The sequence below is a fragment of the Clostridium sp. AM27-28 genome (assembly GCF_003480955.1).
GTDB lineage: Bacteria > Bacillota > Clostridia > Lachnospirales > Lachnospiraceae > Otoolea > Otoolea fessa.
In genome coordinates, this window is record NZ_QUJT01000010.1 from 107,514 (window position 1) to 120,422 (window position 12,909).

Here is a 12,909-nt window from a genome sequence, read left to right on the forward strand (position 1 = left end):
TATCTGCTTTATCTTCTGTAAAAAAGATCCCCCTGTGAATTTCCCGGAAAGGCTGTGAATGTTATCTATTATATACTGTGTCTGACAATTTGGAAAGACACAAAATTGATTTTTCACAAAAAATTGCATCCGATTCCAGTTTTTCTACTCTTTTCTCAAGTTCTGATACATAACTTTCGTCCTTGATCGATGCCAGATTGATCTTCACATTAAAGAGTGCGCCCACAACCGCTGTCCGGGCTAACATCGCCGCAATCAGACCGTCGGAAACGGCACCTTTATTGCCCCTCTTTACGACCGCTTCCGCCATCGGAAAAATCTTTGCCGCTGACTCCGCAATCGCAAGCGGCGCTTCGGTCGCCTCTTTTAACCCCTGCTGCAGGGCGGCAGTGCGGATTTTTTTCTCCTCCTCCGTCTCCTTCGGAAGCTTCAGCGCTCTCATATATCCATTGAACGATTCGCTGTCCTTTTTGATCCCCGCCAGCAGCTCCTCATGCAGCGCAGCGCCCTCAGCTGCCAGCGCCTGCATTTCCTCCTGCACCCCGGCATATTTTTCCTTTCCGATCGTCAGATTTGCCACCATTTCCATCAATGCCGCGCCCAGCGCCCCCACCATCGCCGACACGCTTCCGCCGCCCGGTACAGACGCCTTCGAAGCAGTTTCTTCTACGAACTGGTTTACGGAAAGTTCTCTTAATTCTGCCATGATTTTTCTCCTTTTTTATGAAAAAGAATGTGCCTTGGCACATTCTCGCGCCGAGCGCGGTCGCTTGCGACATGTTTCTGCTTCGCGCGAGTGCATACATTTTCCTATGAAAATGAAAAAATACCGCAAAATTGCTTGTCTCACCGATCAGAAATCTTCTGCCCCGCTGGCAACGTAATTTTGCGGTATTCCCACCGCGCCCTACGGATATGAAATCGTTCCGTAAGAACCGATATACTCCTTTATCTGCGTTTACTAATTTAAGAATGAAACTGCCTTACACGGTGTTCGGTAGTTGGACGGCGAAATCTTGATGCCGCTCTTTGCCGTACTTGCGTGGATAACCTGTCCATTGCCTATGTAAAGTGCTACGTGATTGATATAATTGCCGCTCGCATAAAAAAGCAGATCGCCCGGCTGTACTGCGCTGACCGCAACCTCCTTGCCCTTTGCCGCCTGATCTCTCGAGCTTCGTCCGGTTGAAATACCGAAATGTGCAAATACACTCATTGTAAATCCGGAACAGTCCGCACCGTTTGTCAGACTGGTTCCGCCGTATACATACGGATTTCCAAGGAACTGCTTTGCGTATGCCACAACCGCAGAACGGGTAGCATTTGTTACTTCATTTCCAGAAGAGGACGTACCGCCTGTGCCTGGTCCGCCGCCCGGTCCAACGCCGCTTGCAGTGGTCGCTTTCGTCGCTGCCACGGTAGTCGGCGCTTTCGTCTCAGCTGCCTTTGTCGTCTCCTTGGCTGCCGCTGTCGTCCCAGCTGCCTTGCTTTCGCTCGGATTCGCCTCTATTGTTCCGCTGTAGGAAGTCTCCGGTGCTTTGGTCGTCTCTTTGGCAGCTGCCGTGGTTTCCTTCGCCGCTGCCGTGGTTTCCGCTGCCCTCGACTCTTCCTCGGCTTTCTTCTTTACCTGTTCCAGGTTCTCGATCGCCGCATTCGCTTCCTGTTTCAGTTTTTCTTCTTCAGCTTTCTGCTGCTGTTCCTCAGCTACGGAAACTGCCTGCTTAAAGTCTACCTGTGTCGTAATATAATCTTTATACACATATCCGACCAGATCATTATCGACGGAAATCTTGGCAAAATCGCCCTCTTCTCCGATCACCTCATACTCTGCATCGGCAGAAAGAAGATCCAGCGTCTTGCCCTCTAAGCTCGGCGTCTCTCTCAGGCGAAGCGTAGAGGTATTTGTAACCTTCGCGTAGGTTGTGCCGACTTCCCTGGCAATCTTGGACGCCTCCTCGCCGGTCGCAAAATACTGTGCTTTAATATAACCGGTCACGGAACCCGACTGGATATGGTACCATTTGCCGCCCTCGCCGTCCACCGCGTCCAGAATTGTCGCCGCACAGTTATTGTAAATCTTTCCGACTACCTCGCTGCCTGTGCTCGCCTGTGCGCGCACATTGACATAATTGGTCACACGGGAAATCGCGATATTATCGTAGATCGACTTGGACATCGCGCGGACAACCGCCTCAGTCTCGCCAGTTGTCTCCTTTGGCTGGGCTTTCGTCTCTGCTGGCACCTGTGCCGGTTTGGCTGTCTGCGCACCGCCTGACACGCCCGTCTGACCGGCTCCCGCCACTGCCAGAACTTCTTTAGAAGCAAATGCTTCCGCCAGCTCTTTTTCCGGGTTCAAGCTGCTCGCATAGTAATTATTGATCGCCACTGACGCACCAGCGACCGGGGCATCCGTCTCCAGATTCATCGCCGCCTGGGCGCTCATCTGTCCCGTCCCTGCCATCACAAGGCACGCCCCTGATGCTATCAGAAATTTCAGCGTTTTTCTCATAAGGACCTCCTACTCTTCTGTCCGTTCTGTTCCGTCGTTTTATCTCAAACTGTAACTGTTCAGTACCTTCACAGTCACGCGCAAAAATCCATTAAAAATTGCCTACGGCAATGGGATTTTTGCCTGCTGACCCATGTTTTCGTACGGTCAGCGCAGTAAATGCGCAGACCTACTAAACAGTTACTCTGTTTTCTTCTATGTTAAAAATGAGTTATGCCTGAAGATATCGCTCTGCAGATGCCACGCAGTTTGCACCGTCCGATGCCGCTGTCAGAATCTGGCGCAGCGCCTTGGTCCGGACATCTCCGGCTGCAAATACGCCCGGAACGCTCGTCTGACCGCTCTCATCCGCCCGGATGTAACCCTGCTCATCAAGCTCTAACTGACCCGCATACAGCTCACTCTCCGGTGCGATTCCGACCGCAATAAAGACGCCATCCACGTCCAGCCGCTTCTCTTCTCCGGTTTGGGTCTGTCTCAGCCGCAATGCCTCCACCTGAGCGTTCCCTTCAATCGCAACCGTCTCGCTGTTCCAGACAAATTCAATATTTTCAAGCGCCTGTAAGCGCTCCTGCAGCCGTTTTGCCCCGCGAAGCTTGTCTCTGCGGTGGACGATATATACTTTTTCACACATCCGTGCAAGAAAAATTGCATCTTCCAGCGCCGCGTCGCCGCCGCCCACAACGGCAACCGTCCTTCCCCGGAAAAATGCCCCGTCGCAGGTCGCGCAGTATGAAACGCCTGCTCCGCGAAGTTCCTCTTCTCCCGGCACCTCCAACGTCCTGTGATGTGCTCCGGATGCCAGAATCACACAGCGTGCCTCATACGTCTCTTCCTCGCAGACTACTTTCTTCACATTTCCTGAAAGCTCGACCTGCACGACCTCATCCTGTACAACTCTTGCTCCCAGCTTGTTTGCATGCTCCCGGAACTGTCTGGAAAGCTCAAAGCCGGTCACACCCGGAAATCCCGGATAATTATCCACCTCCCAGGTATTCAGCACCTGTCCGCCGCTGATTCCATTCTTCTCTATCACAATCGTGTCCAGACACGCCCGCTGTGCATAAATCGCCGCACTCAAGCCAGCTGGTCCGGAACCAATGATTATTATATCATACATGGTATACAGTTCCTTTCTTCCGAATCTGTTCGGTAATTGATCCGCTCTATCGCTGTGTCAGATCCATTTGGTTTTAGTATAACACATTTTGGCACTTTCATACAATGCTGTAAAACACTCAGAAGAGCAAAAAATGGATGAAAATTTCTTACGATTTTATGACAGGCGGAAAAATGAAACTATTTCATGAATTTTAAATACATGCTATAATTCAATCAAATATGATGTTGGGGTCAAAAGCTTTTGACCCCTCTGATACCGAATTGCTCTGCACTGCGTGCTCCCGCAATTCTCAAAAACATTCGCATATAAGGAGTTTACTGCCATGAATCATAAAACTATCCTCGTAACCGGCGCTTCCCGCGGAATCGGGAAAGCGATTGCATTAACCTACGCTAAGAACGGCTGGGATGTCGTGATTACCTGCCTGAGGCGGGAAGAAGAATTAAAAAAGACCCAGCGCGAAATCGAAGCGCTGGGCGTTTCCTGCCTTGCCTGGATGGGCGATGCGGGCGATTTTGAGAGCTGTTCCCGCCTGTTTGACGCGATCCGGGAGCGCTTCGGTTCCCTGGATGTCCTCGTCAACAATGCAGGGATTTCCTACATCGGTCTGTTCCAGGATATGACGCCGGACGAGTGGAACCACATTCTCAATACCAACCTGACCTCCGTCTTCAACTGCTGCCGCCTCGCCGTTCCGATGATGGTGTCACGCAAATCGGGACGCATTCTCAATATTTCCTCCGTCTGGGGCGTCTGCGGCGCTTCCTGCGAAGTCGCCTATTCTGCCACCAAAGGCGGCATCAACGCCATGACGCGCGCCCTCGCGAAGGAACTTGCGCCGAACAGCATCCAGGTCAACGCGATCGCCTGCGGCGCTATTGACACCGAAATGAACCAGTTTCTCGATGAAGAAGAACGGAATGCCCTGCTGGAAGAAATTCCAGCAGGACGTATGGGGCGTGCCGAGGAAGTCGGAAAACTGGCATACCAGCTGGGGAGCGAGGACTCCTATTTAACGGGACAGATAATTCAACTGGACGGCGGCTGGATCTAAAACCTGAAATAAATAAACGGATTATACGTGCTGCTGACGAGATACATGGTACACAAAAACAGCAGCACAGCCATAATCACAATATCCACTGTCTTTGTCACTTCTTTCTCATACAAATGCTCCCGCAGCTTCGGGCATATACTCTGCGCGATGCCCGAAAGCAGCACGCCCAGCACCGCAAGAAAAATTACCTTCCGATTCACGAACAGCGATGCCGGATAGATGCCGTTCTCCCAGGTAAACATCTGATGCAGGATCACTTTCGCATCCGCCAGCGTATCGGCGCGGAAGAACACCCAGCCAACCACTACAACCAACGCCGTATAGATGTGATTCAGTCCCCGGAAGCAGTTCTTCTCCAATAGCTTCCCAAGTCCCATGCGTTCCACCACCAGAAACAGCCCATGGTACAATCCCCAGATGATAAAGGTTGCCCCAGCGCCATGCCAGAGCCCGGTCGCAAAAAAGACAATCAGCAGATTAACATACGTCCGCACCTGCCCTTTCCGGTTGCCGCCCAGCGGGATATAAAGATATTCCCTAAACCAGGTCGAGAGTGAAATATGCCAGCGTCTCCAGAACTCGCGGATCGAGGTAGAGATATACGGATAATTGAAGTTCTCCATAAAATCAAATCCAAACATTTTTCCCAATCCGATCGCCATATCCGAATATCCCGAAAAATCAAAATAAATCTGAAGTGTGTACAAAACCGCCAACATCCACGCATTGACCGTTCCCAGCTGTGCCAGCGGTTTCTCCATCATCCAGTCCACCGTCGCCGCAAAGGTATTAGCAAACAACATTTTTTTCGCCAGTCCGTAGGAAAAGCGCTTGATTCCATACGCCATCCCCTCCGCCGTACACTGCCGGTTCCCAATCTGTTCGCAGACATCGTGATACTTGACGATCGGTCCCGCGATGAGCTGCGGAAAGAAGGAAATATAGAGCGCCAGATGAAAGATATTTTTCTGCGCCTGAATCGTCCCCCGGTACACATCCACCACGTAGGAAAGCGCCTGAAACGTGTAGAAGGATATTCCGACCGGAAGAGCAATCTCGCGGAAAGAAAGTGTATGTGCGCCGCCCGCAAAGCGGCTTAACAGAGAATTTGCAATCTCGACTGCGAAGTTAAAATATTTGAAATAGCCCAGAAGAAGGAGGTTTAAAAACACGCAGGTTGTAACAGCAAGGCGCATTCTGTGTTTACTCTGCATCCTCCCAATCCACAATCCAAAGAAATAATTCAGCCCGATCGAAACAAGCATCAGAATCACATACTTCGGCTCGCCCCACGCATAAAAAAAGAGGCTGGCAGTCAGAAGGACGCTATTGCGGATATGCAGATTTTTCGTTATAAAATAAAGAAAAAATACCGCTGGCAAAAAATACCATAGGAACACAAGGGAACTAAATAACATAAATCATACCATCCTGTATTTGTTACTGTTCACGCATACGTGCCCAGTAACAGAATTTGCCGTGGTTTCGCATTTAAATACGGCAACTTCCTGCCGCCACCACGTTTTCTTACGGCACTTTCGGTTCCAAAAGTGCCTACCCGTGAACAGTAACCTGTATTTTCTTATATAGCAGATAAATCATATCTATATTCCAGATACTCTATTATACGGGCAATCCACCTTAATCTGTCAAGTGTTTTTGACCAGAATAAAGAATGTGCCTTGGCGCATCCTCGCGGAGCGTTTTTTGTTTCATAGGACGCAATTTCCTATGAAACAAAAAAACCCTGCCTCCCAGGTTCATCACCTCGGAAACAGGGTTCTCTTTACTCGCTGGCACGGGACTGCGGAGTACTGGGTGGAGTAAATCCGTCCAGCCGGCGCTGTCTCATATATTTATCAGAGAAAAATATACAAAACTCTACTGCTTATTTATTGTAAGAAGATATCTCTTCCTGCTTTTAATTAGTTGTTCTTAGCTGCTGCTTTAGCTTCTTTGATCTTCTCAGTCAGCATCGGAACGATCTTGTTTAAGTCACCTACTACGCCGTAGTCAGCAACATCGAAGATCGGAGCAGACTCATCTTTGTTGATAGCAACGATGATGTCAGACTCTTCCATACCTGCCAGATGCTGAATAGCACCGGAGATACCGATTGCAAAGTATACGTTCGGGCGAACAGTCTTACCTGTCTGACCTACCTGAAGATCCTTCGGCTTCCAGCCAGCATCTACAACTGCACGAGAGCAGCTTACGGTACCGCCGATAGCCTCTGCCAGATCATCCAGAATCTTGAAGTTCTCCGGGCTTCCTACGCCACGACCGCCGGATACAAGGATCTTAGCATCCATGATATCAACGGTGTTGGATACAGCCTTAACAACTTCCAGAATATCAACATATTTGTTGTTCTTTGTGAATCCCGGATTGAACTCAGTAACAACAGCTTTTTTGCCAGCTTCCTTCGGAGCCTTCTGCATAACACCCGGACGAACGGTTGCCATCTGCGGACGGAAATCCGGGCAAGCGATGGTAGCGATGGTGTTGCCGCCGAATGCCGGACGAGTCATAAGCAGCTGATTGTGCTTTGTCTCTCTACCCGGAACCGGATTCATCGGGAAATCACCGATATCAAGTTTTGTACAGTCTGCAGTCAGACCTGTATGGATTCTAGCGCAAACACGCGGACCAAGGTCACGACCGATTGCAGTAGCACCGATCAGGAAGATTTCCGGTTTGAACTCTTCAATAACAGATGCGATTGCATGTGTGTACGGCTCTGTACGGTACTCTTTTAACTCCGGATCGTCTACAACGATAACCTTGTCTGCACCGTACTCTGCTAACTGATCTGCAAGACCCTTAACGTCAGAACCAACTAAAACAGCGGTTACCTCTACTCCTAAATCTTTTGCTAATTCTTTACCTTTGCCAATCAGCTCAAAAGCGATATTGCTGATAACATTATCCACCTGCTGTGCAAAGACAAATACGCCCTTATATGCTTCTAAGTTGTTCATCTTATTCACCACTCTTTTCTATAAAATAATTAGATAATGTGTTTCTCTGCCAGTTTGCCAACGATATAATCTGCGGAAGCTGCCGGATCCAGTTCTACCTTCTCGCCAGCACCCTTTCTTACCTTATCGGAAGCTTTTGCGATCTGTGTCGGTGAACCCTTCAGACCGAGGTTGGAATCCTCAACCTCTTTCAGATCTTTTCTGCCCCAAACGGTGATCTCTTTTGCGTATGCATCGAAGATTCCGCCCGGAGTCATGTAACGCGGCTCGTTTAACTCTGCAAGAGCGGTTAAAAGACACGGAAGCTGTGCTTTTACTACGTGATATCTATCATCATACTGACGCTCAACTACGATGTATTTCTCAGCTTCGTTTACTTCACGGATGTTCTGAGCGTAGCTGATTACCGGAAGTCCAAGATGCTCGGAGATCTGCGGACCTACCTGAGCGGTATCGCCATCGATAGCCTGACGGCCAGTGATGATTAAGTCATAATCAAGGTTGCGAAGTGCACCTGCGATTGTCTGGGAAGTAGCCCAGGTATCTGCACCACCGAGTACACGGTCAGTTACAAGAACACCATTGTCTGCGCCCATAGCCATAGCCTCGCGAAGAACCTCTTCAGCCTTCGGAAGACCCATAGTAACTACGGTAACTTCTGCACCATACTGATCTTTTAAGCGAAGCGCTGCCTCCAGACCTGCTTTATCATCTGGGTTCATGATTGCCAGCATTGCGCTTCTGTCAAGAGTACCATCCGGGTTAAATTTAACTCCGCCTTTGGTATCCGGAACCTGTTTTACACAAACTACAATTTTCACGGTATTTTCACTCCTTATTTTTTTCTTTTTTCTCTAGGACTGAGATTGTTCTGATTTCTCTGCAGACTGAATTATTTTAACAGATCAGCGGAGATAACCATTCTCTGAACCTCAGATGTACCCTCGTAGATCTCAGTGATCTTAGCATCACGCATCATACGCTCTACATCGTACTCTCTCGTGTAGCCGTAACCACCGTGAAGCTGTACAGCCTTGGTTGTAACTTCCATAGCAACCTCTGCTGCATACAGTTTAGCCATAGCTGCTTCTACAGAATAGGTTTTCTGTGTCTTCTTAGCAACGGCTGCTCTGTAAACAAGGAGCTGAGCTGCTTTAACTTTGGTAGCCATATCTGCCAGCTGGAACTGAGTGTTCTGGAACTGACCGATAGCACGACCAAACTGTTTTCTCTCTTTTACGTAATCAACAGTTCTCTCAAGAGCGCCCTCTGCAAGACCAAGTGCCTGGGAAGCGATACCGATACGTCCGCCATCCAGGGTATGCATAGCGATGTGGAAACCTTTGCCCTTCTGGCCAAGCAGGTTCTCTTTCGGGATACGGCAATCTGTGAAGATCAGCTCGTATGTAGCAGATCCACGGATACCCATCTTCTTCTCTTTGGTACCGAAGGTAAAGCCCGGAGTTCCTTTCTCTACGATAAATGCAGAGATCTCTTTTTTCTTTCTGCCCTTTACTTCAACAACGCCTGTTACAGCGATGATAACGTAAATGTCAGCCTCTTTACCATTGGTAATGAAAACTTTGGAGCCGTTTAATACCCACTCGTCGCCGTCTAATACAGCCTTGGTCTGCTGACCCTGAGCATCTGTACCAGCACCCGGCTCAGTAAGACCGAAAGCACCAAGCTTCTCGCCCTTAGCAAGCGGAACCAGGTATTTCTGTTTCTGCTCTTCAGTACCGAAAGTCTGGATCGGATCGCAGCACAGAGATGTGTGTGCAGATACGATAACGCCGGTAGTACCACAAACTTTGGAAAGCTCCTCAACGCACATAGCGTATGTTAACGGATCACAGCCCTGTCCGCCATACTCCTTCGGAACCGGGATGCCCATGAAGCCAAGCTTCTGCATCTTTTTAACGGTTTCCTCCGGGAAGTGCTCTGTCTCGTCAACTTCCTGTGCCAAAGGTTTTACTTCGTTCTCGGCGAAGTCATGGAATAACTTTCTCGCCATTTCATGCTCTTTACTTAATGTAAAATCCATGTGTCTATTCCTCCATCATTTTCTTATATACGCTTAAGAGGCGGCTTTAAGCGCCGCCCCGTTGCGGTTCTTAAAAATCTGGTACTCTATTATGTTTTCATCTGGTCAAGAAGCCAGACTTATGTACATATTAGTTGTACTTGTAGAAGCCTTCGCCAGACTTACGGCCAAGCTTGCCGCCGCGAACCATCTTTCTAAGAAGCGGCTGCGGACGGTACTTCGGGTCACCAGTCTCAGACTGAAGTACTTCCATGATAGCCAGAACAACGTCCAGACCTACCAGGTCGCCCAGTTCAAGCGGTCCCATCGGATGGTTAGCACCCAGCTTCATAGCGGTATCGATACCCTCTACAGAAGCCTCGCCCTCAGCGTAGATACCGATAGCTTCGTTGATCATCGGGATGAGGATACGGTTTACTACGAAACCAGCGCCCTCTTCTACCTGTACCGGGATCTTGCCGATCTCTTCAGAGATCTTCTTAACTTTGTCAACAATCTCTGCCGGAGTGTTTAAGCCTGCGATAACCTCAACCAGCTTCATAACCGGAGCCGGGTTGAAGAAGTGCATACCGATAACCGGGCGGTCAAGACCTGCACCGATCTCTGTAATGGACAGAGAAGATGTATTGGTAGCAAATACGCAGTCTGCCTTGCAGATAGCGCCCAGCTCTTTGAAGGTCTGTTTTTTGATCTCCATGTTCTCGATTGCTGCCTCAACTACGAGATCGCAGTCGCTGCAGATAGTCTTAACGCCGGTATGGATTCTGGCAAGGATCTTGTCTGCATCCTCTTTTGCCATCTTTCCTTTTGCTACTCTCTTCTCAAAGTTCTTGGTAATTTTCAGTTTGCCGTTGGAAGCAAACTCTTCGTTAATATCACACAGGCATACTTCATATCCATCTACCTGGGCAAATGCCTGAGCGATTCCGGAACCCATGGTTCCTGCACCAATAATACCAACTTTCATGACAAATCCTCCTGAAATTATACAACTATAATTTAACTAACTATCTATTGTTAAACTGCTCCACTTTCCGTTTCTCAAGGAATGCCTGCATACCGTTCTTCTGATCTTCTGTCTCGAAGCATCCGCCAAACAGTTTTTCCTCGATCACGATAGCCTGATCCATATCAGTCTGAAGTCCGTCGTTCATCGCCTTCTTGCTGTTTCTGACAGCGATCGGAGCCATCTTTGCGATAGCGCCTGCCAGCTTCTTCGCAGCCGGCATCAGCTCTTCCTGTGTATAAACAGCATTTACAAGTCCAACACGGTATGCCTCGTCCGCTTTGATGTTGCGGGACGCAAATACCATCTCTTTTGCCTTGCCCGGTCCGATGAGACGTGCGAGTCTCTGTGTACCGCCGAAGCCTGGTGTAATACCAAGACCTACTTCAGGCTGTCCGAATAATGCATTGTCCGAGCAGATACGGATATCACAGCTCATGGCAAGCTCGTTGCCGCCGCCGAGTGCGAAACCGTTTACTGCCGCGATAACCGGAACCGGGAAGGTTTCGATCTTGCGGAAAATATCGTTGCCGAATTTACCGAAGTGCTCGCCCTGCTCCTTGGTCATCACGCTCATAGCAGCGATGTCAGCACCGGCTACGAAAGATTTCTCTCCTGCGCCGGTCAGGATAATTGCACGAATTTCGGAAAGGTCTACTGCATCAAATGCAGCTTCAATATCCTTCAGCACATCCTCGTTTAACGCGTTCAGTGCCTTCGGACGATTAATAGTTATGACTGCGACGTGTCCGTCTACCTCATAGTCTACAAATCCCACTTCCAGTTCCTCCTAAAAAGCTCTTGAATTGAAATACGTAAAACCAGAAACAGCCGGAGCGCCGGGGATAAGCCCCGACGACTCCGGTTCTGCGTCAGAAATTAGTCTCTCTCAACGATCGTTGCGCAGCCCATGCCGCCACCGATACACAGAGTAGCCAGACCCTTCTTAGCGTCACGTTTCTGCATCTCGTATAACAGAGTTGTCAGGATACGGCAGCCAGATGCTCCTACCGGATGTCCGATAGCGATTGCACCGCCGTTTACGTTCAGGATGTCTTTGTTGAAGCCAAGGTCACGAGCTACAGCGATAGACTGAGCTGCGAATGCCTCGTTTGCCTCGATCAGGTCGAAGTCTTCTACCTTCCAGCCTGTCTTCTTCAGAACTTTCTTGGTAGCTGCAACCGGTCCAATACCCATGATGCTCGGATCTACACCGCCCAGAGCGCCTGCTACCCATGTAGCCATCGGTTTGATACCCAGTTCTTTTGCTTTCTCTTCGCTCATAACAACTACAGCTGCTGCACCATCGTTGATGGAGGAAGCGTTACCAGCTGTTACACGTCCGTCTTTCTTGAATGCCGGACGAAGCTTGCCAAGAACCTCTACAGTGGAACCCGGACGCGGACCCTCATCGGTATCTACGATAACAGTCTCTTTTTTCTTCTTAACTTCGATCGGAACGATCTCGTCTTTGAAACGTCCAGCCTCGATAGCTGCGCAAGCCTTCTGCTGGCTAGCTGCTGCAAACTCATCGAGTTCTTCTCTTGTGATACCCCACTGATCGCAGATGTTCTCAGCGGTGATACCCATGTGGTAATCGTTGAATGCATCCCACAGAGCGTCATTTACCATGGTGTCGATCATGGTCGCATTGTTCATACGGTATCCGTAACGAGCCTTCATCAGAGCATACGGAGCTGCGGACATATTCTCTGCACCACCAGCTACTACGATGTCAGCATCGCCTGCAAGGATCATATCTGCTGCTGCGTTTACAGCATTCAGACCAGAACCGCAAACCACGTTCAGGGTAACTGCCGGAACTTCTACCGGAAGACCAGCTTTCAGAGACATCTGACGTGCTACGTTCTGACCAAGGCCAGCCTGGATAACACATCCCATGTATACGTGATCAACCTGCTCCGGAGCAACGCCTGCTCTCTTCAGAGCCTCCTTGATAACTACGGCACCCATCTCAGCTGCTGGAACAGTACTGAGCTGGCCACCCATAGAACCTACTGCGGTACGGCATGCACTTGCAATTACGACTTTCTTAGACATTGAAAAAATCCTCCTTGAAAATGATCCACCACGTAAATAACACAACTGCAGTAAATAGTAAAATAGTGATAAATATGATAGTGTATTTGTATCTTAACACCCCACGCGGCTCCTGTCAAATAATTATC

The 12,909-nt window shown here is 49.3% G+C and carries 11 protein-coding genes; 1 reads left to right on the forward strand and 10 read right to left on the reverse strand.

Annotated elements, in window-relative coordinates; genetic code table 11:
* Positions 1-61: 61 nt before the first annotated feature.
* The 3 genes from DW720_RS11645 to trxB all read right to left on the reverse strand — a co-directional run bounded on the left by DW720_RS11645 (position 62) and on the right by trxB (position 3,638).
* On the reverse strand, positions 62-706 hold the full coding sequence (locus tag DW720_RS11645; protein WP_118468430.1) for a cyclodeaminase/cyclohydrolase family protein: 645 nt from the start codon (positions 704-706) through the stop codon (positions 62-64).
* A gap of 255 nt (positions 707-961) precedes the next feature.
* Positions 962-2,509 carry an SH3 domain-containing C40 family peptidase gene (locus DW720_RS11650; protein WP_118749679.1) on the reverse strand — a complete coding sequence of 516 codons (1,548 nt, stop codon included), beginning with the start codon at positions 2,507-2,509 and terminating at the stop codon, positions 962-964.
* Between the two features lie 211 nt (positions 2,510-2,720).
* Entirely contained in the window at positions 2,721-3,638 is a 918-nt protein-coding gene (trxB, locus tag DW720_RS11655; RefSeq protein WP_118749680.1) for a thioredoxin-disulfide reductase, read from the reverse strand.
* 316 nt (positions 3,639-3,954) lie between these two features.
* Here trxB and DW720_RS11660 point away from each other — a divergent pair, with 316 nt between their 5' ends.
* Positions 3,955-4,686, forward strand: coding sequence for an SDR family oxidoreductase (locus tag DW720_RS11660; RefSeq protein WP_118743051.1), 732 nt, complete (start codon positions 3,955-3,957; stop codon positions 4,684-4,686).
* Here DW720_RS11660 and DW720_RS11665 read toward each other — a convergent pair.
* The 7 genes from DW720_RS11665 to DW720_RS11695 all read right to left on the reverse strand — a co-directional run bounded on the left by DW720_RS11665 (position 4,683) and on the right by DW720_RS11695 (position 12,781).
* Positions 4,683-6,107, reverse strand: a complete 1,425-nt coding sequence (locus tag DW720_RS11665; RefSeq protein WP_118743050.1) for an MBOAT family protein — start codon at positions 6,105-6,107, stop codon at positions 4,683-4,685. The genes DW720_RS11660 and DW720_RS11665 overlap by 4 nt on opposite strands.
* Before the next feature lie 507 nt (positions 6,108-6,614).
* Positions 6,615-7,670 (reverse strand): electron transfer flavoprotein subunit alpha/FixB family protein, encoded by a 1,056-nt coding sequence (locus DW720_RS11670; RefSeq protein ID WP_117796101.1) that lies wholly within the window; start codon positions 7,668-7,670, stop codon positions 6,615-6,617.
* A 29-nt stretch (positions 7,671-7,699) separates the two neighbouring features.
* Positions 7,700-8,491 carry an electron transfer flavoprotein subunit beta/FixA family protein gene (locus tag DW720_RS11675; protein WP_118629344.1) on the reverse strand — a complete coding sequence of 264 codons (792 nt, stop codon included), beginning with the start codon at positions 8,489-8,491 and terminating at the stop codon, positions 7,700-7,702.
* Positions 8,492-8,562: 71 nt separating this feature from the next.
* Complete coding sequence (locus DW720_RS11680) at positions 8,563-9,714, reverse strand: acyl-CoA dehydrogenase (RefSeq protein ID WP_107001362.1); 1,152 nt, start codon at positions 9,712-9,714, stop codon at positions 8,563-8,565.
* A gap of 130 nt (positions 9,715-9,844) precedes the next feature.
* On the reverse strand, positions 9,845-10,681 hold the full coding sequence (locus tag DW720_RS11685; RefSeq protein ID WP_118638306.1) for a 3-hydroxyacyl-CoA dehydrogenase NAD-binding domain-containing protein: 837 nt from the start codon (positions 10,679-10,681) through the stop codon (positions 9,845-9,847).
* 40 nt (positions 10,682-10,721) lie between these two features.
* On the reverse strand, positions 10,722-11,498 hold the full coding sequence (locus DW720_RS11690; protein ID WP_022358585.1) for an enoyl-CoA hydratase-related protein: 777 nt from the start codon (positions 11,496-11,498) through the stop codon (positions 10,722-10,724).
* Positions 11,499-11,599: 101 nt separating this feature from the next.
* Positions 11,600-12,781: an acetyl-CoA C-acetyltransferase gene (locus tag DW720_RS11695; RefSeq protein ID WP_107001360.1), complete on the reverse strand. Its 1,182-nt coding sequence runs from the start codon at positions 12,779-12,781 to the stop codon at positions 11,600-11,602.
* Positions 12,782-12,909 lie beyond the last annotated feature (128 nt).